The organism is Patiriisocius sp. (assembly GCF_051252435.1).
Taxonomy (GTDB): domain Bacteria; phylum Bacteroidota; class Bacteroidia; order Flavobacteriales; family Flavobacteriaceae; genus Patiriisocius.
Genome location: NZ_JBPOFW010000003.1, coordinates 323675 through 347161 on the forward strand (window position 1 = coordinate 323675; position 23487 = coordinate 347161).

General features: G+C 35.3%; 21 protein-coding genes. 14 read left to right on the plus strand and 7 right to left on the minus strand.

Annotation, left to right across the window (positions count from 1 at the left end):
• Nucleotides 1-3: 3 nt before the first annotated feature.
• The 10 genes from ACSHW7_RS08960 to ACSHW7_RS09005 all read left to right on the plus strand — a co-directional run bounded on the left by ACSHW7_RS08960 (nt 4) and on the right by ACSHW7_RS09005 (nt 11834).
• A complete protein-coding gene (locus tag ACSHW7_RS08960) occupies nt 4-1761 on the plus strand; it encodes an ABC transporter ATP-binding protein (RefSeq protein ID WP_435679002.1) in 1758 nt (585 codons plus the stop codon).
• Nucleotides 1762-1826: 65 nt separating this feature from the next.
• Nucleotides 1827-2234, plus strand: a complete 408-nt coding sequence (locus tag ACSHW7_RS08965) for a PUR family DNA/RNA-binding protein (protein WP_435679003.1) — start codon at nt 1827-1829, stop codon at nt 2232-2234.
• 120 nt (nt 2235-2354) lie between these two features.
• Nucleotides 2355-4874, plus strand: coding sequence for a M14 family metallopeptidase (locus ACSHW7_RS08970; RefSeq protein WP_435679004.1), 2520 nt, complete (start codon nt 2355-2357; stop codon nt 4872-4874).
• 78 nt (nt 4875-4952) lie between these two features.
• Complete coding sequence (locus ACSHW7_RS08975) at nt 4953-5519, plus strand: hypothetical protein (protein WP_435679005.1); 567 nt, start codon at nt 4953-4955, stop codon at nt 5517-5519.
• Between the two features lie 125 nt (nt 5520-5644).
• Nucleotides 5645-6100 (plus strand): YHS domain-containing (seleno)protein, encoded by a 456-nt coding sequence (locus ACSHW7_RS08980; protein ID WP_435679006.1) that lies wholly within the window; start codon nt 5645-5647, stop codon nt 6098-6100.
• Nucleotides 6100-6270 (plus strand): Lacal_2735 family protein, encoded by a 171-nt coding sequence (locus tag ACSHW7_RS08985; RefSeq protein WP_435679007.1) that lies wholly within the window; start codon nt 6100-6102, stop codon nt 6268-6270. Before ACSHW7_RS08980 ends, ACSHW7_RS08985 begins: the two co-directional genes overlap by 1 nt.
• A gap of 238 nt (nt 6271-6508) precedes the next feature.
• Nucleotides 6509-8128, plus strand: coding sequence for a SulP family inorganic anion transporter (locus ACSHW7_RS08990; RefSeq protein WP_435679008.1), 1620 nt, complete (start codon nt 6509-6511; stop codon nt 8126-8128).
• Between the two features lie 172 nt (nt 8129-8300).
• Nucleotides 8301-9413 (plus strand): helix-turn-helix domain-containing protein, encoded by a 1113-nt coding sequence (locus tag ACSHW7_RS08995; RefSeq protein ID WP_435679009.1) that lies wholly within the window; start codon nt 8301-8303, stop codon nt 9411-9413.
• 99 nt (nt 9414-9512) lie between these two features.
• Nucleotides 9513-10760 (plus strand): erythromycin esterase family protein, encoded by a 1248-nt coding sequence (locus tag ACSHW7_RS09000; RefSeq protein ID WP_435679010.1) that lies wholly within the window; start codon nt 9513-9515, stop codon nt 10758-10760.
• A 9-nt stretch (nt 10761-10769) separates the two neighbouring features.
• Nucleotides 10770-11834 carry a S41 family peptidase gene (locus ACSHW7_RS09005; protein WP_435679011.1) on the plus strand — a complete coding sequence of 355 codons (1065 nt, stop codon included), beginning with the start codon at nt 10770-10772 and terminating at the stop codon, nt 11832-11834.
• Nucleotides 11835-11858: 24 nt separating this feature from the next.
• On the opposite strand, the gene ACSHW7_RS09010 is transcribed toward ACSHW7_RS09005, so the two are convergent.
• The 3 genes from ACSHW7_RS09010 to ACSHW7_RS09020 all read right to left on the minus strand — a co-directional run bounded on the left by ACSHW7_RS09010 (nt 11859) and on the right by ACSHW7_RS09020 (nt 15350).
• Nucleotides 11859-13130: a hypothetical protein gene (locus ACSHW7_RS09010; protein ID WP_435679012.1), complete on the minus strand. Its 1272-nt coding sequence runs from the start codon at nt 13128-13130 to the stop codon at nt 11859-11861.
• A 112-nt stretch (nt 13131-13242) separates the two neighbouring features.
• Entirely contained in the window at nt 13243-13956 is a 714-nt protein-coding gene (locus ACSHW7_RS09015; RefSeq protein WP_435679013.1) for a response regulator transcription factor, read from the minus strand.
• Nucleotides 13956-15350, minus strand: coding sequence for a sensor histidine kinase (locus tag ACSHW7_RS09020; RefSeq protein WP_435679014.1), 1395 nt, complete (start codon nt 15348-15350; stop codon nt 13956-13958). Before ACSHW7_RS09020 ends, ACSHW7_RS09015 begins: the two co-directional genes overlap by 1 nt.
• 262 nt (nt 15351-15612) lie before the next feature.
• On the opposite strand from ACSHW7_RS09020, the gene ACSHW7_RS09025 reads away from it, so the two are divergent.
• The gene (locus ACSHW7_RS09025; RefSeq protein WP_435679015.1) at nt 15613-18066 is read left to right on the plus strand and encodes a DUF5916 domain-containing protein; all 2454 of its coding nucleotides are present in this window, start codon (nt 15613-15615) and stop codon (nt 18064-18066) included.
• Between the two features lie 64 nt (nt 18067-18130).
• Here the strand turns inward: ACSHW7_RS09025 and ACSHW7_RS09030 are convergent, their stop codons facing one another.
• Nucleotides 18131-18496: an endonuclease domain-containing protein gene (locus ACSHW7_RS09030; protein WP_435679016.1), complete on the minus strand. Its 366-nt coding sequence runs from the start codon at nt 18494-18496 to the stop codon at nt 18131-18133.
• A gap of 217 nt (nt 18497-18713) precedes the next feature.
• Complete coding sequence (locus tag ACSHW7_RS09035) at nt 18714-19211, minus strand: DUF6265 family protein (protein WP_435679017.1); 498 nt, start codon at nt 19209-19211, stop codon at nt 18714-18716.
• 728 nt (nt 19212-19939) lie between these two features.
• Here ACSHW7_RS09035 and ACSHW7_RS09040 point away from each other — a divergent pair.
• Together ACSHW7_RS09040 and ACSHW7_RS09045 are read left to right on the plus strand one after the other, a co-directional pair.
• A complete protein-coding gene (locus ACSHW7_RS09040) occupies nt 19940-20845 on the plus strand; it encodes a DUF5694 domain-containing protein (RefSeq protein ID WP_435679018.1) in 906 nt (301 codons plus the stop codon).
• A gap of 102 nt (nt 20846-20947) precedes the next feature.
• The gene (locus tag ACSHW7_RS09045; RefSeq protein WP_435679019.1) at nt 20948-22123 is read left to right on the plus strand and encodes an MFS transporter; all 1176 of its coding nucleotides are present in this window, start codon (nt 20948-20950) and stop codon (nt 22121-22123) included.
• Between the two features lie 4 nt (nt 22124-22127).
• Here the strand turns inward: ACSHW7_RS09045 and ACSHW7_RS09050 are convergent, their stop codons facing one another.
• Both ACSHW7_RS09050 and ACSHW7_RS09055 read right to left on the minus strand, forming a co-directional pair.
• Entirely contained in the window at nt 22128-22469 is a 342-nt protein-coding gene (locus tag ACSHW7_RS09050) for a tRNA-binding protein (protein ID WP_435679020.1), read from the minus strand.
• A complete protein-coding gene (locus ACSHW7_RS09055) occupies nt 22459-22770 on the minus strand; it encodes a phosphoribosylpyrophosphate synthetase (RefSeq protein ID WP_435679021.1) in 312 nt (103 codons plus the stop codon). The genes ACSHW7_RS09050 and ACSHW7_RS09055 overlap by 11 nt, the downstream gene beginning before the upstream one ends.
• Before the next feature lie 130 nt (nt 22771-22900).
• On the opposite strand from ACSHW7_RS09055, the gene ACSHW7_RS09060 reads away from it, so the two are divergent.
• Nucleotides 22901-23455: a thioredoxin family protein gene (locus tag ACSHW7_RS09060; protein ID WP_435679022.1), complete on the plus strand. Its 555-nt coding sequence runs from the start codon at nt 22901-22903 to the stop codon at nt 23453-23455.
• Nucleotides 23456-23487 lie beyond the last annotated feature (32 nt).

Below are 23487 nucleotides of genomic sequence, written 5' to 3' on the forward strand. Positions count from 1 at the left end.
TGTATGAAAGAATTAAGATTCCTCAATAAATATTTGATTAAATATCGTGGGCGCTTGCTATTAGGGCTTGTTATTACAGTGATTGCGGCGGTTTTCAAATTGGTTGTTCCCATGAAAATTGGGGATTCCGTAAATATCGTTGAGCAAAAAATAAATGGCGAAATTACTGATATGGCGTTGGTAACTTCAGGATTAATGAAAAATATCCTTTTACTTTTTGCCGCTACCTTACTCGCTGCTCTTTTTACTTTTGTTATGCGACAGACTATTATAATTGTCTCCAGAAAAGTAGAATTTGACCTTAAAAATGAAATCTACGAACATTATCAAAAACTATCGCTAGGCTTCTACAAACAAAACCGAACCGGAGATTTAATGAACCGTATTAGTGAAGATGTGGGAAAAGTGCGCATGTACGTTGGCCCGGCCATTATGTACAGTACCACAACAATTACGCTGTTTATCGTGGTTATTTCATACATGTTTTACAAAGCGCCCGTACTCGCTGCATTTGCTGTACTTCCATTACCCATCTTATCAATTATGGTTTATCGATTGAGCATCGCAATCCACAAACGCAGCACCATTGTACAACAATATCTTTCTAAATTAACCACATTTACTCAAGAAAGTTTTAGCGGAATAGGCGTTATCAAAGCATACGGAATCGAACCTAGAATAAATAACGAATTCGTTGAACTATCTCAGGGTAGCAAGCAAAAAAACATCGATCTGGTTAAAGTAAACGCACTCTTTTTCCCGCTCATGATGCTCCTCATTGGTGTAAGCAATATCCTAGTTATTTACATAGGTGGAACACGCTACATCAGCGGGCAAATTGCCGAACTTGGCACCATTGTCGAGTTCCTTTTTTACGTCAATATGCTTACGTGGCCTGTTGCTATTGTGGGCTGGGTTACATCAATGGTACAGCAGGCAGAAGCATCTCAAAAACGTATCAACGAATTTTTAAAGACAGAACCGGCCATACAGAATAGAAGTACTTCGGAAATGTTAGTCAAAGGAAAAATTGAGTTCAAAAACTTATCTTTCACCTACGATGACACAAATATAACTGCTCTTAAAAATGTGTCTTTTGAAGTAAATCCTGGCGAAACTTTAGCAATCGTGGGAAATACGGGTTCGGGAAAATCAACCATCCTGGAATTAATTGGAAGACTCTACGATGTTGAGAATGGAAATCTATTAATTGACAACACCGAAATTAAAGATATCCACCTAAAAAGTCTTCGGAGTGCCATTGGTTATGTTCCTCAAGACGCCTTTTTATTTTCAGAAAGTATTGCAGATAATATAAAATTTGGAAAAGAAGATGCCACCGAAGAAGAAGTGATTGCCGCTGCGACAAAGGCCTCGGTACATAACAATATTATAGGTTTCACAAAAGGGTATGATACAATTTTAGGTGAACGGGGGATTACTTTGAGCGGAGGTCAAAAGCAACGTGTATCTATCGCCAGGGCATTGATTAAAGACCCAAAGATTCTGTTGTTCGATGATTGTCTTTCAGCAGTCGATACGGAAACCGAGGAAGAAATTTTAAATAATCTTCATAAAATTTCCGAAGAAAAAACAACCATTATTGTGAGTCATAGAGTATCATCTGCTATCAATGCAGATAAGATAATCGTTCTTGAGGACGGAAAAATCATACAAAAAGGTACTCATAACGAGCTAGTCAATAAAGAAGGATATTACAAGCAATTATACATAAAACAACTCACCGAAAAAGAAATGTAATTATAGTTGCTGTATTTACTTTTTTTTAGGATTTTTGAACAAAACCAATAACAATATCTATTATTATGAGTGATAATTACGCGATGGAGCAAGAAGAGATTTTTAGTAAAGTAATGCGCGCAGGACGACGTACTTATTTTTTTGATGTAAGAGCCACGAAGGCAGGAGATTACTATTTAACTATTACAGAAAGTAAAAAGTTTACCAACGACGATGGTTCTTTTCACTACAAAAAGCACAAAATTTATTTGTACAAAGAAGATTTCCACGAGTTTAGAGACAGCTTAGAAGAAATGATTGATTACGTACTTAAGGAAAAAGGTGAAGAAGTAATTAGCGAACGTCACCAAAAGGATTACAAACGTGACGAAAATCCTGCACCAGGGGCACCAAAAGATGATGAATCTGCTGGATCAACATTAGATCAACCTGCTGCTTCAAACTTTACAGACATTGATTTTGACGATATATAGTTAAAGTCTCAAACTAATATGGAAACCGCTACATTTATTGTAGCGGTTTTTTTATTTTTAGAATTCAGCCAAAAAAGCACACTAATTAAAAGTTATCCCGCTTAGGGCGGGACAATATCTATGAAAAAAATACTATTCCTTCTTGCAATCATCACCATCACAAACACAGTTGCGCAAATTGAAACAGTAGATCTCTCCTACTATTTACCCACTGATGTTACTTACAATCAAAGTATTCCAAAGCCAAAAGATATCATTAAACACGAAGTGGGAGAATGGCATGTCACACACGATAAACTAACGCAATATATGATGGCTTTAGCCGAGTCTAGTGAACGAATTACCATCGAAGATAGAGGTACGACCTATGAAGGAAGACCTTTACTATTACTAACAATTACCTCGCCCTCAAACCACGCTAATATTGAAACCATTCGCAAAAACCATTTAAACTTGACATCAAAAGATGGTGGGAATATGGAAATTTCAAATATGCCCATTGTTGTTCAACAAGGTTTTTCTATCCACGGAAATGAACCAAGCGGCTCAAATGCTGCCCTTGCTGTAGCGTATTATTTAGCAGCAGCACAAGGGCCAAAAATTGATGAATTGTTAAAAAATGTTATCATCCTTTTTGATCCATCCTATAATCCTGACGGGCTTCAACGTTTTTCTTATTGGGCAAATATGCATAAAAGCAAAAATATAAATCCGGACCCCAATGATAGAGAATATGATGAAGTATGGCCAGGCGGTCGCACAAACCATTATTGGTTTGATATGAATCGTGATTGGCTACCAGTACAATTACCAGAAAGTCGTGTTCGTATTGAAACTTTCCATAAATGGATGCCAAATATCCTTACGGATCACCACGAAATGGGAACAAACAGTTCGTTCTTTTTTCAACCTGGAATTCCGTCGAGAACACATCCATTGACTCCACAACAAAATCAGGATTTAACGGGCGAGATTGGGAAGTATCATGCAAAAGCTTTGGATAAAATTGGTAGTTTTTATTACACCGAAGAAGACTACGATGATTTTTATTATGGAAAAGGCTCAACATTTCCAGACGTAAATGGGAGTATCGGGATTCTTTTCGAGCAGGCTTCTTCACGAGGTCATGCGCAGGAAAGTGATAACGGTGTTTTAACATTTCCGTTTACCATACATAATCAATTTACGGCAGCGCTTTCAACTTTAGACGCGGCAGTTGGTATGCGAACTAAAATCTTAAAATATCAACAGCAATTTTACAAAGATGCTTTTAGTCAAGCATCAAAAGGTGGCGCTATCGTTTTTGGTGATGAAAAAGACCCATCAAAAGCTTTTGAACTTGCGCAGATTTTACAAAGACATGGTATTAAATTTCATGAGATTAAAGATGACTTTTCCTCAAGCGGAAAGAACTACAAAAAAGGTACGAGTTACATAATTCCAAAAAATCAACGTCAGCATCGTCTAATCAATGCGATGTTTGAAAAGCGCACAACATTTCAAGACAGTTTGTTTTATGACATTAGTGCTTGGACTTTTCCATTAGCTTTTAATCTGGATTATGATAAAAATGCATCACTAAATAATGCTGGTGCTGAAATTTCAGAATTAAAGAGAAATGCTCCAAAATTGGTAACAACTTCACAATATGCGTATTTGATGGAATGGCACGATTACTATACGCCAAAAGCATTGAATATGATTTTAAGTAAAGGCTTGAGAGCAAGCGTGGGAATGGCTCCATTTACTAGCGGTGGCACAAAATATGACTACGGAACAATCATGATTCCAGTCAAAAACCAAGATCTGTCACCCGAAGAAATTGGTGAGTTATTAAGACAAATTTCCGAAGAAACAAAGGTCACCATTACACCAGTGACCACAGGTTCTACAATGGGTATTGACTTGGGTAGTAATGATTTTAGAGCCATAGAAATGCCCAAAGTCGCGCTACTCGTGGGTGATGGCATGAATCCTTACGATGCTGGCGAAATTTGGCACTTATTTGACCAGCGCTATGATATGCTTATCACAAAACTAGATGTCAATACTTTGAACAGAACCGATTTGAGTCGCTATACCGACATCATTATGCCAACGACGTGGGGTAGCGGACTTGGTAAAAACGAAGCCGAAAAAATCAAAGATTGGGTTAAAAATGGAGGAACGTTGATTGGCTATAAAAACGCAGGTCGCTTTTTTGATTCAAATGAATTATTGAAAATAGATTTTAAAACCCGAAAAGACACTGCGACCGCCATTAGCTTTGAACAACGAGGAGATTATAGAGGTGCTCAAGTAATTGGAGGTGCCATTTTTGAAACTAAAATAGACCGATCACACCCTATTGCTTTCGGTTATAAAAATGAAACGTTACCTACGTTCAGAAATTCTACATTGTTCATGGAAGCCGATAAGAACAGCTACAATAATCCCATACAATATACTTCAAATCCGTTGATGAGCGGTTATATTTCTCAGCCTAATCTGGAAGATTTAAAGAATACAGCGATGTTCAAAATGGGAAATTTAGGCAGAGGTGAGGTTATTTATTTTACAGATAATACAAACTTTAGAGCTTTTTGGTTTGGGACAAATAAATTGTTGATGAATGCTGTTTTCTTCGGAAATGAGATGTAAAAATACCCAATATTGGTTATTACATAGCATTTTATGAAATCTTAGTTTTGGAATATATAAATCATAAATATTCTAAAAATGAAAAATGTATTCTATTTGTTATTTCTAATGTCAATGGGTTTTATTCAAGCCCAAGAAGTTGAAAAAACATTTGTACCCTATTATTTGGAAGATGGGGAAGTTAAAAATTTTGAACGTGTATCTGCAAAGAACGAATCAAGAGCTATAGGTTTTGGTTATGGTGGTGTAAACACTTATCTAACAATATTTGACAATAAATACTCTAATGTTAGATTTGAAAAAGGTAATATGCCTACATTCATAATCAAAACAGACCCGGGAGTAGATGTGTTTGAACTTGTTTTGATCACAAAGGCAGATGTTGTGAAAAAACGTAAAAAATATCGCCGTTTTGTTCAAAAAGGATATGCAATGGGCGGACAAAAAGACATGAGTGAATATATTACTGTTCCAACTTTCAAAAAAATAGGAGAAGATTTGTACGAGATGGTTTTTGAGCAAGAACTTGAGCCAGGTGACTATGCTTTTGCTCCCATTCTTAAAGGTACAGAAGCTCAAAATATTATGAGTACTTCTGGCGATATGCGTATCTACTGCTTTGGAATCGGTCCAGACGGTTATTAATCTGGATTATGCCATTTTTAAAAATGCTCCTTCATGTATTTGTAAGGGGCATTTTTAATTGATTAACATTTCATAAAGAATATGCTATGATAGTTTTGTTTACCTTGAAATAAAATTTTAAGACTATGAAAAATTTAATTTTATTAGTATCAATAGCATTTCTTGCATCAAGTTGCGGAACTAGCAAAGGAACAATCAATACGAACAATAAAGGTTTCATTGCAAACGGCTATGACGTCACAGAATATTTTGAGGGAAATGCAACAGAAGGAAATGATTTATACATAAGCACATATAATGGCGCGTCTTATAAATTTATGAATGCCTCAAATAAGGCTATGTTTGACAAAAACCCTGCTAAGTATGAACCTCAATATGGCGGATTTTGTGCATATGCAGTTGGAGATAGCAATAGCAAAGTAGATATCAACCCCGAGAGTTTTTTAATCGAAGATGGAAAACTATACCTCTTTTATGATACAGTATTTGCAGATACAAAACAGAAATGGTTAGATGAAAATCCAATGATGTTGAAACAAAACGCAGACGAAAATTGGAAATCACTTAAAAATAAAAACTAATGTTTGGAATATTCAAAAAGAAAACCGAAATCGAAAAATTACAAGAAAAATACGAGAGTCTAATGAATGATTATCACAAACTCTCAACAACAAACAGAGCCGAAAGCGATAAAAAATATGCTGAAGCGAATACAATCGCAGATAAGATAGATGCATTGAAGAACAAATAATTCTATCAATTTTTCAAAAAACAAAAAGCCTTTTCATAGTATGAAAAGGCTTTTTTATGTGGTGTCAAATGTTTCTTTTTAGTGATATCTGGGGCTCAGAAATTTACTTTATGTTTCATTTCACGCGATAAACGTAGGAAATAATCGTAGGAAAAACAAACTTTCATCGAAAAAAATTACTGCTCGCCCTTTAAAAGTACTTCAAAGCGGTATATTTGCCGCTTCTTAAAATTGAAATATGCTACTTCAAAAGACCATTAAAAACTTTACTCAAAACCCTAAAAACGACATACTTTCAGGACTCACTGTTGCACTTGCACTTGTTCCAGAAGCTGTTGCATTTGCCTTTGTAGCAGGTATTGACCCACTTGTAGGATTGTATGGTGCTTTTATGATGGGAATCGTTACAGCACTTTTTGGGGGTCGTCCAGGAATGATAAGTGGAGCAACCGGCGCCATGGCTGTAGTGATGGTTCACCTTATTCAAAAAGGAAACGAAGTGGGTGACGCACTTGCCGCGCCCATTGAAAATTTAGGGTTGCAATGGCTATTTATCACATTACTTTTTGTGGGTGGAATTCAAATTCTTGCAGGTGTTCTGCGTCTTGGTAAATTCGTGCGACTCATTCCCCACCCTGTTATGATGGGATTTGTAAACGGGCTCGCCATTGTGATTTTCCTGTCTCAAATGGGACTTTTTAAAGAAAATATAAATGGCGAAATGCAATGGATGAGCGGTACAAGTTTATGGATGATGCTCGGGCTTGTTTTATTGACGATGGGGATAATGTTTGGATTGCCTAAACTCACTAAAAAAATTCCTGCTGCGTTAACTGCTATTGCGGTGGTTGCTGCCATTGTTATCTTCGGAAATGTAGATGTTTCAACCGTTGGGTCTTTCATTAAAGATGGTGGTGGCGAAGGCTTACAAGGCGGACTTCCTACGTTCCAAGACCAAATATTTACGCTATTCTACACCATCGGTGATAATTGGAGTATGATTCTTTCAACTGCTGTAATTCTTGCTGCCGTAGGCTTAATTGAATCTTTAATGACACTTAACCTCATCGACGAAATGACCGAAACCCGTGGAAGCGGAAACCGTGAATGTGTGGCGCAAGGTGGCGCTAATATCCTAAACGGACTCTTTGGAGGTATGGGAGGATGCGCCATGATTGGGCAGTCTATTATTAATATTAATTCGGGAGGTCGTGGCCGTCTGTCCGGTGCTGTTGCCGCAGTTGCACTATTATGCTTTGTGCTTTTTGGTGCTCCTTTGATAGAACAAATCCCAATTGCAGCGCTTGTGGGAGTTATGTTTATGGTAGTGATTGGCACATTTGCCTGGAGTAGTTTTAGGATTTTGCATAAAATTCCATTGACTGATGCCATTGTTTTGATTGCCGTATCTGCGATAACCGTTTGGCAGGATTTAGCTATTGCTGTTATCGCTGGTGTAATTATGAGCGCGTTAAGCTTTGCATGGAAAAGTGCCACAATGATTAGAGCAAGAAAAAGAATAAAAGCAGATGGTACTAAAGTATATGAAATTTGGGGGCCACTTTTCTTTGGTTCCACCACTGCATTCAACAGTAAATTTGACCTTGCTACAGACCCAGAAAATATTGAAATCGACTTTATAGAATCGCAAGTGGGTGACCACTCTGGTGTTGAAGCACTTCGCAATATTGCCAATAAATATATGGATGCGGGCAAAAAAGTTACTTTGACTCATTTAAGCCCAGATTGCAAAGCAATGTTGATTAAATGGAATCCAGAATTTAGCGGTATTATCCAAGATGCCATTGATGACCCTCGCTACCACGTGGTGACAGACATGATGGATGCGGAAGTTTAACGGTTAAAAAAACTGATAATTATCTATGTATTGTCCATTTGAAAACAACTAAATGTTAATCGTTTCATGTTCATATTAAAGGACCATAAAACGAAAATCCATTCTCTGCAATTGAGTCAGCAAGTTTAATCCATTTATCAAATAATGCTATATTTGATTGGTAGCTTTCTTTATGACTTTAGAATACAACGTATTAAATATCCTCATACTTTTTGGGGCGATACAAGGGTTTATTCTCTGTGGGTTGCTCTATAAAAAACGAAAAGAAAATCCCGTAGGTGTAGATTTTTTTCTTTTGTTTCTCTTCTCCTTAGCTTTTTACAATCTTATTTATGCTTTTCTTGATATGAATTTGTTTGCATATTATAGACCATTACACATGTTTCCGTTTCCTTATAAATGGCTCATTGGTGTAGGTTTTTATTTTTATATTAAAAATCAATATTCAATTTCAAAGGAAATTATTTTTCATAAAAAAGAATGGTATTTAATAGCACCTGCAATTGTCTATTTTCTTCTGAGAATCTATTGGTTTTCAATTGCGGTGAGTGAAAATTCTTTCCGAATTACTCAGGTTGTCATTGCTTCAGATTTTTTCAGAATTCATGAGTTTTTTATCTTATTCTTTTCTCTTGGGTTAGGGATTGCTTCATTTCGGTTTATAAAAAAAGAAGTTTTAAAAAATCCTCCTAAACAAAAACATCTCGCAAATCGCAAATGGTTAGAGACTTTGAGCAAAGTTTTTATTGGACTTATAGCACTAGATATTGTCTTATACAGTATTGATTTGATAATCAACCAAGGTGAAGAAACTTTTGGGTTTTATTATGTGACGCTTATACTCAATTCACTTTTTATTTATTGGATAGGATTCGTTGGTTTTACAAATCCGCATGTATTCTTTGTTTCACTGAATGATATAAAAAGTACAAATGATAAAGATTTACAGACTATAAAAAACAAAATAGAAAAGGGTCTTGTTGCTGAAATTTATACAAATCCAAACATCACATTGGCAGAATTTTCTAATGCTATAAATTGTAATCCGAAAGAAGTTTCAAGATACATCAATCAAATTCATTCTATGAATTTTTCTGAATTTTTGAACACTGAAAGAGTTGAAAAAGTTAAACGACTTTTAACTACTCCTGAAGCCAAGAAATACACCTTGGTCACTCTTGCCGAAACTGCAGGATTCAGTTCAAAATCTTCCTTTAATGCGACGTTTAAAAAAATGACTGGATGTACTCCTTCAGCATATAAGAAGAAATTAGACGCTCTTTAAAAACGTCCAAGATGTGTATTCTTGCACTTACAACCTAGTAAAACCAGGTGTTTTCAAACTTTAGTTGTTCATATTTGTATTAACAAAATAAGTCAAGATATGAAAACAATTTCCGCAGTAATGATAATTATTTTAGGAAGCATAGCCATCGCATGCGCCCAAGAAAAGAATCCTAAACAATGGCTAGATGATAACACCTACGAGCTTCAAACAGAGACCGGTTTTGACTTTGAGGTGTTAAAAAAAGCAATAGGAAACAAGCGCATTGTAGCACTCGGTGAAAGCTCTCATGGTTTAGGAAGTTATTACGCACTGAAGTCTGAAATTGTAAAATATTTACATGCTGAAATGGATTTTGAAGTGCTTGCCATGGAAGGTGGACTTGCTGATATTTATTTTGTCTACAAAAACTTGGACACTTTAACTACCGAACAAATAAAGAAGAATAGTGTCTTTGGAAATTTTGCAGCGAAAGAGGCCGATACCCTATTTTCCTATCTTAAAACAAATGCGCAAACTAAAAACCCTCTGCACTATGAAGGTTTTGATACGCAAGTTTCTTCATCGTATTTTCATTACGTATTAAAAGAGTATATCTCACCCTATAATAAAGAATTAGCCGATAGTATTTACGTGCGGATGAACTCCTATCAAAAATCATATGGTGCTAACCAAAATGGTGATGAAGAAGGATATTATTATCACAGAGACCGATATATAAATACCTCAAAAGAATTGAAAAAAATCTTAAAAACCAATGAAATTGAAATAGCACAAAAACATAATCGAACGGCTTTAGATTTTGAAGTGATGTATAGAACCATAGATATGTTTATCAAATCTGTCGATATTCCCTTCGGAAATAGTTATGAAGGTTACATTTTGAGAGATAAATTGATGTTTGAAAATTTAGATTGGTTACTCACTAAAGTTCATCCCACCAAAAAATTCATCATTTGGGCGCACAATGGCCATATTGAAAATGAAAACAAAGATACTTCTGAAACTATTTGGATGGGAAATTTTCTAAAAGAGAAATATAAAGATGATTATTACAGCATAGGGTTATTTTCCTATGAGGGCGAAATATATCAATTCTGGACGCAGAAAACGTTTCCTTTTAAAAATGATGGGAATAATTCTATAGAAAAAATACTTTTTGACACGAATAAGAGCACTTGCTTTTTGCCTCTTTCTGAAGTTGAAGAAACCACTAATACTCAGTGGCTATTTGAAAAAATAAATGGATATGAATTAGAAAATGGTGGCGTAATTTCGTTTGTACCAACAAGTCGATTTGATGCAATTATCTCCATAAAAAAGGGAACCCCTCCAACTTACGAATAAATTTTAAAAATGAGAAAGATTAATATTTATGGCATTTTGTTTTTGCTACTAATTGGTTGCAAAGGCTTTAGCCAAGACGAACAAATTTCAGAAAAAAAGGAAAATAACTCAAAAATTATTTTAGATTCAATAATTAGATTATCAAAATCAAAGGCTTATAATTCCTCTCAAATGGATTGGGACACTCTTTCAAAGGAAATGTATCATATTTCGGAACAATTTGATTCTATTGATAAAATTGGCAAACCCACCGAACACATGTTCAAATCTCTAGGCGATTTCCACGGAATGTTGATTTACGATTATAAAGTTGCATATAGCTACACACCAGAAAATGGCGGCATACCTAAAGATAGTTTATGGAGAAAAATTACTACTTCTAAAATAAAACTACCGTATGAAGTACTAGGAAAAATGATAAAAAATAATACAATAGCTTATCTTGAAATTGTGGGTACTGGCATGATGCAAGAAGCGGACATAAAACAAGCTCGAGAAAAAATAAGAGAGGTAATTTGTTCTTTAAAAGCGAAGAATCCAATGGGATGGATTTTGGATTTACGATGTAATATTGGAGGTAATATGCACCCAATGCTGGCGGGTCTGGGTGAATTGATACCAGATGCTAATTTGGGAGGAGATACTACAGATGGTATAAATTTTAATAATTCATGGTCTTTGAAAAACGGAATTTTTTTAGAGAATGAATATGCGCACTATCCAGAAAAATTACAATGTCCCGAGTTAAAAAGCAAAAATAGAATTGCAGTGCTTACAAGTAGATTTACAGCAAGCTCTGGAGAGGTTGTGGTTTCAAGTCTCAAAGGTCAAAACAATATTAATTTAATTGGTGAAAAAACAGCAGGACTCTCAAGCACAAATGGTTGGTATGTTTTATCGGATAAATGGATTTTAGCTCCAATGGAAGCCTATTTTATGAGTAAAGACAAGACCGTTCACAAAGATGGAATACATCCACATATTAGAATTATAGAACCTTTGGATTTAAACAACCTAACTCAAGGAGCAACTATTGACGCCGCGATAAAATGGATTGAGTCTGAAAATAATTGAACAGTTTTTTTAAGTCTAAAAGATTTACCTACCCATCTGCCACATTCCAAGATGGGCTCTACCATTACTTAAATTATACCCGAGGCTATAATTACCCTTACCTTTAATTTCAAATGTTTTACCTGGAGCTGGGATTACATTTTCTGAAATCAATATTTCATTGATTAATTTTACATTAGATGCTGATAGTCTCTCCCCATTTTTTAAGACTGAATTCCCATTAATCTCTAAAACGAGTTTATCATAATTATTTGAAATCACACCCGTCTTGCGCAGAGCAACTAATATACTTTCAATGTTTGCGTTATCGTCAAGAAGCACGATATTATTCCTAGATGTGTTGAGGCTAAAGTAGTAATCGCCTCGAATACCTTGCTTTTTAAATAATGAGTTATAATTACCCATCTGTGCATTTGAAACTTTTACACCGTTTACATACATACCATTTTGTTCATTCAAAATATTAATTTCATCTTCATTTGAAATTAAACCGTCTGTCAAAAGCTGTTTACGAAATAAAGGAAGCAACTTGGGTAAAACCCAAGCTGTTCCTTTTTCAATTCCGTCATAACTCGTTTTGTTATCATTTAAAAGTTGTTTTACAACCTCGCTAACACCACCACTCCTTCTAGCATTATCGCCGGCACGCGCTGCTTCGCGTGCTAGTCTATCTGCTTCTCTTTTAATACGGTCAATATTGCGCTGTTCTTGTTGTTGTAATCTATCTGCTTCCCTGCGCATTCTATCTGCATCACGTTTCAATCTGTCTGCCTCTCTTTGTAATCTTTCGGCTTCTCGGTCACCCTCGTCTTTGCCGGTAATAATAGTACGCACGGATTTACCAATCTCTTCTATTTTAGATGTAATGGTCTCAGAAGCTATTTCCTTGTCAACATCCATGTTCAATTTTCCTTTACTGAACTTTATCTCGTACACTTCTTCTCCTCCACTATTGGTTATCCAAACGTCTTTCCCGCCTTTGCTTTCTAGATTGTTAGTCCCCATTTCTTTATACAAAAGCTTTTTGATTTGGTCGTCTTTGCTTCCATCGTATCGCAATCTAAAGGAATACGAATCATCACTACTACTGGTTGAAATGGATACATTGCCACCACTCCCTTTGTCATCATCATTTACACTATAATTGTATGATGTAGATGATTTTGTATCGCTGTGCGATGACACAGAGTTACTTGGTGGTGCTGGTGGCTGTGGCGGTTGCACTTGTGCTTTGGCAACAGTTATTGCCAAGCAACTTATTGTAATTGTTATTATTAAATTTAGAATTGTTTTCATAATATGCTCTCGAGGTTTTGGTGTTGTTACTTTTCCGCTTTAGCGAAATTTAAAATCACGTAATCCTCTTTGGTTTTTAGATTAATTTTCAGTTTTTGAGCGAGCTATTTTCTTATAACTCTTCACTCTTTACTTTAAAAGTCAACCCTACACCACGCGTGCTTTCTATAACAATGTTTGGGTCTTCTTTAAAATATTTGCGCAGCCGGCTTATAAAAACATCCATGCTACGGCCGGAGAAGAAATCGTCATTTCCCCACACATTAATGAGCAGATCATCGCGTTTGATCAACTCATTTTTATTACTGTACAGAAACTGAATAAGTTGCGCTTCCTTATCTGTTATGCGCTGTACAGTATTTTTTAATTTTAAACTGTGATTCACTGGGTCAAAATGATAAGCGCCGATGGCAAAACTGCTCGACTTCTTAATTTGCACTTGTACTCGTTGCACACGTTTTAAAATATTATTCAATCTCAATACGAGTATATCTGCCTCAAAGGGCTTTATGATATAATCGTCTGCTCCCAATTTTAATCCTTTAATCCTATCCTCCTTCATCTTTTTTGCCGTCAAGAATACAAATGGGATTTCTGGGTTGTTGTCCACTACCTTTTCGGCTAAAGTAAAGCCGTCCATTTTGGGCATCATCACATCAAACACACAGATATCAAAGGGTTGTTCGGTTTCAGAATTGAAAATTGAAAAAGCTTCTTTTCCGTCGTGCGCCCAAGTCACTTTAAAATCATGAATCTCCAGATATTGTTTTAAAATACTTCCAAAATCAAAATCGTCCTCCGCCAATAAAACGTGCTTTTTTTCCATTAATTTACAGGTATTTTGATGTTGAACGTCGTCCCTTTATTCAATTCGCTTTCCACTTTAATGCTACCGCCGTGAGCTTTTATAATTTGAAACGTATAATACAATCCCAACCCAAGACCCTTTACATCATGCACGTTACCATCGCTTACTCTGTAAAATTTATCAAAAAGATGCGCTCTGTTTTTTTCTGAAATTCCAATTCCATTATCCTTTATGCTAATGTGATAACTCCCGTTTCGCAATTCGGTTTTCAATATAATGTGCGTTTTTTCTTTGCCATATTTTACAGCATTTTCAAGAATGTTCAATAGTGCCGTATTAAAATGGAATTTATCAATACGAAGCATTACCTCTTGTGGATACACTTGGTTGTCAATTGTCAAGTCATTGTGTTGTGTTGAGAGTTTGAAATCTTCTAAAAGCTCACTAAAATATGTATTATCAACAACATGCTCTTTATGCATTATCAAAGACTCTGACGATAAACTATTGGTCATCACTTGGTCCACTAATTTTTGCAAACGGTCGCTTTGTCTAATTACGATATTCAACGTATTCTCAAAAGCGTCTTTGTTGTTTTTTACCGCATCGTTTTTTAAACTTTTTGTCGCTATGCTCAACGTGGCGAGTGGCGTTTTTAACTCGTGGGTAATGTTGTTTATAAAATCGGTTTTAATCTCGCTTGTCTTTTTTTGTGTGATTAAATTTTTAATGGAATAATAAAATAGCGCAACAACAATTAAAAATATAATCGCACTAGCCGTTAGCAACAAAGCCATTCTCCCAAAAACAATCGACTTATAGTCCTCAATTAAAATGAGTCTTTGCGAACGTACTTCATAATCAAATGTGCGTGTTACTATGGCGTCATCGGTTTGCAAAATGTAATCGTTTTCATCAAACAATCTTGAATTTCCAATAACGATAGCATTTTCTTCATTAAAATTTTCACCAAATAAAAACGCTGTTTTCATTAGAGGGGAAGGTAAAATACTATCCACTTCCTTGGCTTCAAAAACCACAATACTTGTAATATTCTCTTTATATTTTACAGCATAATCAAGCCCAATGTTTTTAATTTCGTCTTGGTACTGCACTTGATGTAAACCGTTTAAACTATCAGATACTATTGCTAAGCGCTCTAAAATTTCGCCTTTAGAAATACGCTTATTTTTATAATCGGAAATATAATATTCCAGTTCCTCACTCATATTGTCAAAGAGCAATTCAATCTCCTTTCTATTATGGATGTTTGACATCGCATCGTTGGTTTCCTTAACAAAAACGTCCTTTTCCAATTGATACGCATTACTTATTAAATATCCTTGAATTGCAGACAACCCAAGCACCGCAATAATTGCAGCAATAATTAATAAAGTAGTTTTATTTTTCATAATTGATTTATAAAGCGCTCAAAACCTGAACGCCACACCCCAAAAGTAGCTAACAACACGCCTATTCCCTAAAAAAATGCAACCGTTAACCCTGCATTAACCTTAAAAACGCTCTAAACCCTTGTAAACACTGAAATCGCACAACACTGTTAATTCAGTTTCAAAATTTACAAAAACACGTTAACCTAATCTTAACCAATGTGTTAACTCAAAACATCAAAGCTACAATTCATATTTGCACCATAACAACAACCCACCTAAGATGAAAAATATTTCTTTTTACATTTCAAAATATATTGTGCTTTCAATCATAATAGGAGTATTTTCTTCGGAAATTTCTGCCCAAAAAACAATTGATATCCATCCCACAACTAGCGATATCAAAATAGATGGCGACCTTTCTGAAACCGACTGGCAACAACATTTACAACCGGGCAACTTTATACAAATCTTTCCACAAAACGGAAAACCATCACAGCGCAAAAGCGAGATTGCGATACTTTACAATCAAAGCTTTTTGTATGTCGCTGCTATATTATATGTGGGAAATAAAAATGAAATCAACCGCCAATTGACCTCGCGTGATGATTTAGGAAATTCAGATTTTTTTGGGCTGCAAATGGATCCATTTGGCAAAGCGCGAGAAGGATACGATTTTTCGGTCACTGCTGCCGGAGTACAGAGTGATGAAAAATTGAGCAGCAACAATGGCTACGGAAATTTTAATGTAATTTGGGATAGTGCTGTTGAAATCTATGACGATAAATGGATTGTAGAAATACGAATCCCATTTAACAGCATTCGGTTTCCGAAGGAAGACTTGAGCAATTTTCGCATAAATTTTCAAAGATTTTCCAGTAAACTTAATGAGGAATCTTTTTGGAGTCCCATTGACCCGCAAGTGGATGGATATTTAAATCAGTTTGGGAAACTCGCAGGACTTCCGGCCATTCAACCACCCCTCAATTTATCTTTTTATCCCTTTGTTTCGGCAGTCAATGAAAAAAGCCCCGACGGCAAAAATGAGACATCTTTTAATGGTGGGATGGATGTAAAATATGTACACAACAACGCGTACACGCTGGATGTTTCCTTGATACCAGATTTTAGCCAAGCACAGAGTGACGACCAGATTTTTAATCTCACTCCTTTTGAAATTAAGTTTAATGAAAACCGCCAATTTTTTGTTGAAGGAACAGAGCTTTTTGACAAAGGAAACTATCTATACACAAGAAGAATTGGTGGCGAACCTATCAATAAAAATAATATTAATAATTCCGAAGTAGAAGAAATTACGAGCAACCCTGTGTCTGCAAATATTTTGAATTTAGTCAAGTTCACGGGTAAATCTGCCGGCGGACTTTCAATAGGGTTGCTCAATGGTATTACGGCGAAAAGTGAGGCCGAAATTTTAAACACCGAAACCGGGGAGAGCAGAAAACAAATTACAAATCCCTTTACAAATTATAATAGTCTTGTGCTCGACCAAGCGTTGAAAAACAACTCATCTGTTACGTTTATTAATAATTCGGTTTTAAGGAATGGGAGTTTTTATGATGCAAATCTCACGGCATTATTAGGAACTTTGTATAATAAAGACCGTACATATTCATTTCGATTTAAGAAGTCTATTTCGCAGCAATATTTCAGTAGCAATGAAAAAGAAATTTCTGAAGAGAAAGACATTTTTGGGCATGAATATTTTGTGTATTTTGGAAAGGTAAGCGGAAATTGGACAGGCGGCGTTTCAGCAAATTTGTACGATGAAAATTATGACCCGAATGATTTTGGATTTCTGTCCCGAAACAACCAATTAACCTTTAGGGCAGATGTGCGGTATTCGCAAAATAACCCTAAAAAAAGTCTGTCGAGATACAGCCATTTTATAGACATATATCGTAGATTTTACTACACACTTTTTGAAAAGGAATTAGCTTATTATAAAATGGGTACCAACGGAACATTCAAAAAAAACAATCATACTTATTTTGTGGAAGCCACCTATGTTGAAGATGGAACAAACTTTTTTGAAGCGAGAACACCAGACCAGCCGTTTAAACGACCCGCCTACTCTGAAACATTTTTGGAATATCAAACCAATGGTAATAAAAAGCTCTCGGCCGCAGGATATATGGTGCTCGTTAATTACCTAAACTCTCCAATTTTTGATTCTGAATTTATCACAGGGTACGGAATTAGAGCCCGAATAGGACAACATTTGTTCGCTTACTTGGCGCAATCTTACGAATACCGAAAAGGAAATGCCGGATTTTTGACAACTACAGAGAACGACATTATTTTTGGACAGCGAAACATCAACGAACTAGTAAATAGGATTCAGCTGGATTATAGCATTAACTCTAAAATGAGTATGAATGTGAGACTTCGTCATTATTGGATTCAAGTGGACTACAATGACCAATTTACATTACAGGAAAATGGAGATTTAATGGATAATGATTTAGAAATTTCCGTAGATGAATTTGATGATAATTTTAATCAGTTTAACATTGATTTTGTAGCGAGATGGCAATTTGCACCTGCGAGCGAAATAAGTTTGGGTTATAAACTGGGTGCTTATGCGTTTAACACCAATGTGCGCTCCAGTTATTTTGAAAATTTAAAAGATGTAACGAGCGCTTATAATAGTCAAACCTTGTCACTAAAAATGACGTATTTTTTGGATGCAAATGTCCTTAAAAATTGGAAAAAATAAGCTCCTTCCCTCGTGGAGGGAAGGTGGGCAGCTTTGCTGCTCGGAAGGGTTTTACAACGTTACTTCAATACTTAAAATTATCTACAATTTCCTTCAATACGCTTGGTAGATAATCGAAAACCATTTTGTTTTCAAATCTGAGAATTTTAAACCCTAATTCTTCAATTTTTTCTTGCCTGTACATGTCATAATCTACTTGTCCAGGTTCATTGTGATATTCACCATCAAGTTCTACAATCAGTTTTTCTGACGGACAATAAAAATCAACAATAAAATTTTTAATACTATGCTGTCTTCTAAATTTCTTTCCCTTTAACTGAGATTTTTGAAGTTGTTTCCAAAGAAAAGCTTCAGCTGGAGTACCATTTTTCCTTAAAATTCTACGACGTATTTCAAGTTCTTTTCTATTGTGGATTTGTTCGGGTTTCATTCATTAAAGATAAACATTTTGAGAATGTCCTAACCACCCCGATTCAGCAAAGCTGAATCACCCCTCCTTTAAAAGGAGGGGAGCTTTTAACTAATTGTGTTTTATTTTTAATTCATTCCCTTTTAAAGGAAAGTTGGGCAGCTTCGCTGCTAGGAAGGGGTATATTATTCTTAGTATCTCCTAAACATTCAATCTATAAAATCATCAACTTTTTTCCCTACTCCTCCACCCTAACAAAATAAAACTCTTGTTTTTGTGGCACGCTATCAATAAAACCAGCAACCCACGCATGGATTTTTTTAGGCTCTGGATTTGTGTAAACTATTTGAGAGGGAAATTCATTTCTGGGATTCTCGAAAGTAAATGGGTGGGTTGCATCTTGCTTTTGAGTAAAAACCACTGGATTTGGATTATCGCCAACGGTTTCAACATATAAATTAAGGGTGCCATTCTCTTCATACATTTTCATCTGTTCGTGAAAAACGGTGTCTTGGTCGCGGAGTGTTATGCTGTATGCAACAAGGCTTCCGTCGTTGCTTTTTTCCCAATGCTCAAAGGATCGCGTCTCTGTATTGATATTTATCCAATCGCCCAAAACCCATTCAAAATCTTCAAAAACATTTTCTGCTTTGGTAACGGGATTATCTGTCTTTGTTTCGTTTTTACAGCTTGTTGCAAGTATAGCAAGTAAAAAAAATACGACTAAATTTTTCATTCGGATTCGTTTCAGTTTAAAACCCAAATATACCCAAAAAAGAAAACCGAATCTTTAAAAATTAGATTCGGTTTTCAGTGGTTGGCTATTTCAAATAGGATGTTTTTACAATACATTTAATTTTGAGTCTATTGAATGTTTACGAGGGATTCTATTTAAGCATTGCGCGAATGGACGTAAATAGTGATGCTCTCTTATTTTAATATTTCTATAATATTTCATGGCGGTTATTTTTTAGATTATTGAATCTGCAACTACATGGATAGACCGTAGCGTCTTTTTTCATTCCAGATGGAGATTCTACTTGTTGTTGTTCCGTGGTTTTGATTTCTTGAATTTCTCATAATATGTTGGTTTTACTAATTATAAATATGTTTAAAATTTTGCTTTGCGGTAAATACCTATTAATTTCTGTAACGACGCTTGCTATTCCATACATGTCCTTTTGAACCCGCTACTCTCTCTGTCAAATTATTACTGTCTAATGTTCTCATAATATTTAGTTTGTTGTTGTTGTATAATTAATAGACGGACAAATAACATTTTTGTTACAGTACTATGCAAAACAAAGTAGCTTAATATATTAAATAATTGATTATCAATTATTTAAAAATTGTTAAAGTTTTTAAATTAGGAGATTTAAAGTTTTCAAAAAGGAAATTTTTGTTAGAGTGTAACATATTTACTCTTAATAACTCTTTAGTATAACCACTTAAAATTTCAAAAAAATGAAAAAAATATTCATACTCGTTTTTGTAATCACTTCAATTTTAGCTTGTAATGACAAAACAGCTTCAATCTCTTCAAATGGCAAAGCCGAAATTTCTAACTCCAAAGTCAGTGCAATAAAACGAACAGAATTTAAAAGACCATCAGAATTCTTTACGAAGGAAAAGATAAAGGTATTAGTCGTGGGAAGCTTCCACATGGATTACCCGGGTCTCGACGGTCATAAAACAACAGAGAATGATAAAATTGATGTTTTGAAGGAGCCAAAAAAAACCGAGGTTACTGAACTTGTTGAATACATTAAAAAATTTAATCCCACAAAAATTGCTATTGAAGCCTTCCCAAATTGGAATGCTGCTGAAAAATTAAATGGATATAATGATGGGAAATATCGTGATTCTCGGGATGAGCGATTTCAAATAGGTTTGCGCTTAGCAAATGAATTAAAATTAGATACCTTATATAGCGTTGATGCAAGAGCTTTATCAAATGATTGGTATGTACAAGATTCAATTTCACTTGGCAAAGTTATTGGCGAATTGAACTGGGATTACAAGAATAGTATGGAAGCTAACTATAACGATTGGTATTCGTATAATGATAAAATGACTAAAGAGTCTAATTTATTAGAATATTTTAAATATATGAATTCGCCCGAATCACATAAATATGGTTATGGTGCATATCTTGACGGTTGGTTTAAAAATGAAAACAATCAAGGAGCAGATTATTTAACAATATGGTGGTACAATCGTAATGCACGGATTTTCAGAAATGTTATCGGTATTTCAAATAATCCGCAGGACCGTATTATGGTTTTAATGGGAAATGGTCATGCCGCAATACTTCGTCAACTCATTGAAGCATCGCCTGAATATGAATTTGTTGAATTTGATAGTTTGTAAAAATTATGTGTTATAATTTTTTAATGAACATCTATTCTAATTCAAAAGAATGTCCTTTACGATTATTTAAGTAGCTTCGTGATATTCCAATAAGATACTCGTTTGAAAGAAATAAAAATCAAATCACACATTTTACCCATTATCGTTATCGCACAATTTTGCTGTACTTCTTTATGGTTTGCGAGCAATTCGGTAATGGGTAATTTGGTTTCAAATTTTAATATTTTTGAAAGTTCACTGGGGCTATTGAGTTCTACTGTTCAATTTGGTTTTATCGTAGGAACACTCTGTTTTGCAGCATTGACCATCGCAGATAGATTTTCCCCTTCCAGAGTTTTTATGGGCTCCGCGATTATTGCGGCACTTTTCAACTTTGGTATTCTGTGGCATCAAAATACTTTAAACACCTTACTGCTATTTAGATTTGGAACCGGATTTTTCCTTGCAGGTATTTATCCTGTAGGTATGAAAATAGCAGCAGATTATTTTGATAATGGATTGGGCAAATCGCTCGGGTTTCTTGTGGGTGCTTTAGTACTTGGCACCGCATTTCCGCATGGGTTAAAAAGTATTGGGCTGGCTTTTAAATGGGAATATATTATTATAAGTACCTCAGCACTTTCAATACTTGGTGCATTATTAATATATTTTTTTGTTCCCAACGGCCCATATCGAAAAAAATCTCAACGATTAAAATTGACTGCGTTTTTTGAGGTTTTCAACAATGTGAAATTTAAAAAAGCTGCGTTTGGTTATTTTGGACATATGTGGGAGTTATATGCTTTTTGGGTGTTTGTTCCTTTCATACTTTTAGCATTCAACAAAGCACACGGAGAAACACTGCATGTATCTGGATGGTCATTTGCAGTTATTGGAATTGGGAGTTTGGGTTGCGTAGCGGCGGGGTATTTTTCTAATCATTTTGGCACTAAAAGAGTGACTCGAAATGCACTCTTAGCCTCGGGAATTTGTTGTGTTTTATTGCCCCTTGTATTCCAATTACAAGAGGGAATATTCATCACTTTTCTATTGATTTGGGGAGTTATGGTAATTGCAGATTCGCCATTATTCTCTACAATGGTGGCACAAAATGCAATTCCACATTTAAAGGGTTCTGCTTTGACTATTGTTAATTGTATTGGGTTTGCGATTTCTATTATCAGCATTCAACTAGTAGCATTTCTTTCTGAAATCGTACCACCTCAATACCTCTTTCTTATTTTACTTTTAGGCCCCGTATTTGGTCTTTTTCATTTGAGAAATGAAACTAAACTTTAAATACTTAGGAAATCTTCAAGCCATTTTCTACTTTAAGATTGGGATTTAATAAAGTTACATTTTTCCCGTCAACGGCTCCGAGCACCAAACATTCGCTCATAAATTTCCCTATTTGTTTCTTCGGAAAATTGACAACAGCAACAATTTGTCTGCCCAATAAATCTTCTTTGGAATATAAAACTGTTATTTGCGCAGAAGTTTTTTTGATGCCCAGCTCTTTTCCGAAGTCAATCTCCAATTGATAGGCGGGGTTACGCGCTTCGGGAAAATCATTGACATCGATAATAGTGCCCACTCTCATGTCCACCTTTTCAAAATCGAACCACGAGATTTCGTTACTTTTCATGCGTGATTTTCAATTTTTCGAGCATTTCTGGCGATATTGAAATTCCGTTTGCGCTATAATTATCAACCAACAAACCTTTTTCGTTACTTTTAGTTTCAATCACATACAATATTGAACTATCGCCGGGATTGGTCATTCCTTCAAACCGATAGTATTTTACTACGTCAAGTTCGCCTGCTTTCCATTGTTTTTTTAAACTTTTAGACTCTATCCCTTCTTCAACAAGATTAAAATCTGTTGTGTAACCTTCTTTTTGCAAATCTTCAATCGCTTGCGTCATTGTATCATATCCATTTTCCATAATTGTTGTTTTCCTTAAAGATACATTACTGAGTTAAAATGTAAAAGAATTTATAAAATGTTTAGCACTTAAAAACAGCTTTAAAAGTGTAACTTTAACATATTATAATCAACTTATAGCAAAAAAGATTATGTCCCTAACTTCTTCAACTATGTTGCCATTGGGCACCGTTGCACCAGATTTTGCCTTGCTCGACGTTACAACCATGAATGCCGTAACACTACAAAGTTTGCGCGGAAAGAAGGGAACAGTAATCATGTTTATTTGCAACCATTGTCCTTTTGTAAAACACGTAAACGAGGAGCTGGTTCGTATTTGCAATGATTACAGAGTTACGGGATTTGGTTTTGTAGCAATTAGCAGTAATGATGTGGAAAAGTATCCACAAGACAGTCCAGAAAAAATGTGGAAAACTGCACGCGAAGAAGGATATCCTTTCCCTTATCTTTATGACGAAACACAGGAAGTGGCGAAAGAATATGACGCTGCATGCACACCAGATTTCTATCTCTTTGATGAAGATTTAAAACTAGTGTATAGAGGTCAACTCGATAATTCACGTCCTGGTAATGGAATCCCTGTAAATGGTAGAGATTTACGAGAAGCGATGGATGCTATTTTAAATAACAGCCCGCAACGCAAAGACCAAAAACCTAGTATGGGTTGTAATATTAAATGGAAATAGTATTGCTTCGGAAATGTATTTTCTTAAAGACT

Coding starts and splice junctions, on each gene's coding strand:
- ACSHW7_RS09015 (WP_435679013.1), bottom strand. CDS start 13,956: ATGGAAAAAAAGCACGTTTTATTGGCGGAGGACGATTTTGATTTTGGA.
- ACSHW7_RS09025 (WP_435679015.1), top strand. CDS start 15,613: ATGAAAAATATTTCTTTTTACATTTCAAAATATATTGTGCTTTCAATC.
- ACSHW7_RS09050 (WP_435679020.1), bottom strand. CDS start 22,469: ATGAAAAGTAACGAAATCTCGTGGTTCGATTTTGAAAAGGTGGACATG.
- ACSHW7_RS08985 (WP_435679007.1), top strand. CDS start 6,100: ATGTTTGGAATATTCAAAAAGAAAACCGAAATCGAAAAATTACAAGAA.
- ACSHW7_RS09055 (WP_435679021.1), bottom strand. CDS start 22,770: ATGGAAAATGGATATGATACAATGACGCAAGCGATTGAAGATTTGCAA.
- ACSHW7_RS09020 (WP_435679014.1), bottom strand. CDS start 15,350: ATGAAAAATAAAACTACTTTATTAATTATTGCTGCAATTATTGCGGTG.
- ACSHW7_RS09035 (WP_435679017.1), bottom strand. CDS start 19,211: ATGAAAAATTTAGTCGTATTTTTTTTACTTGCTATACTTGCAACAAGC.
- ACSHW7_RS09040 (WP_435679018.1), top strand. CDS start 19,940: ATGAAAAAAATATTCATACTCGTTTTTGTAATCACTTCAATTTTAGCT.
- ACSHW7_RS08960 (WP_435679002.1), top strand. CDS start 4: ATGAAAGAATTAAGATTCCTCAATAAATATTTGATTAAATATCGTGGG.
- ACSHW7_RS08990 (WP_435679008.1), top strand. CDS start 6,509: ATGCTACTTCAAAAGACCATTAAAAACTTTACTCAAAACCCTAAAAAC.
- ACSHW7_RS08970 (WP_435679004.1), top strand. CDS start 2,355: ATGAAAAAAATACTATTCCTTCTTGCAATCATCACCATCACAAACACA.
- ACSHW7_RS09000 (WP_435679010.1), top strand. CDS start 9,513: ATGAAAACAATTTCCGCAGTAATGATAATTATTTTAGGAAGCATAGCC.
- ACSHW7_RS08995 (WP_435679009.1), top strand. CDS start 8,301: ATGACTTTAGAATACAACGTATTAAATATCCTCATACTTTTTGGGGCG.
- ACSHW7_RS08980 (WP_435679006.1), top strand. CDS start 5,645: ATGAAAAATTTAATTTTATTAGTATCAATAGCATTTCTTGCATCAAGT.
- ACSHW7_RS08965 (WP_435679003.1), top strand. CDS start 1,827: ATGAGTGATAATTACGCGATGGAGCAAGAAGAGATTTTTAGTAAAGTA.
- ACSHW7_RS09005 (WP_435679011.1), top strand. CDS start 10,770: ATGAGAAAGATTAATATTTATGGCATTTTGTTTTTGCTACTAATTGGT.
- ACSHW7_RS09010 (WP_435679012.1), bottom strand. CDS start 13,130: ATGAAAACAATTCTAAATTTAATAATAACAATTACAATAAGTTGCTTG.
- ACSHW7_RS08975 (WP_435679005.1), top strand. CDS start 4,953: ATGAAAAATGTATTCTATTTGTTATTTCTAATGTCAATGGGTTTTATT.
- ACSHW7_RS09060 (WP_435679022.1), top strand. CDS start 22,901: ATGTCCCTAACTTCTTCAACTATGTTGCCATTGGGCACCGTTGCACCA.
- ACSHW7_RS09030 (WP_435679016.1), bottom strand. CDS start 18,496: ATGAAACCCGAACAAATCCACAATAGAAAAGAACTTGAAATACGTCGT.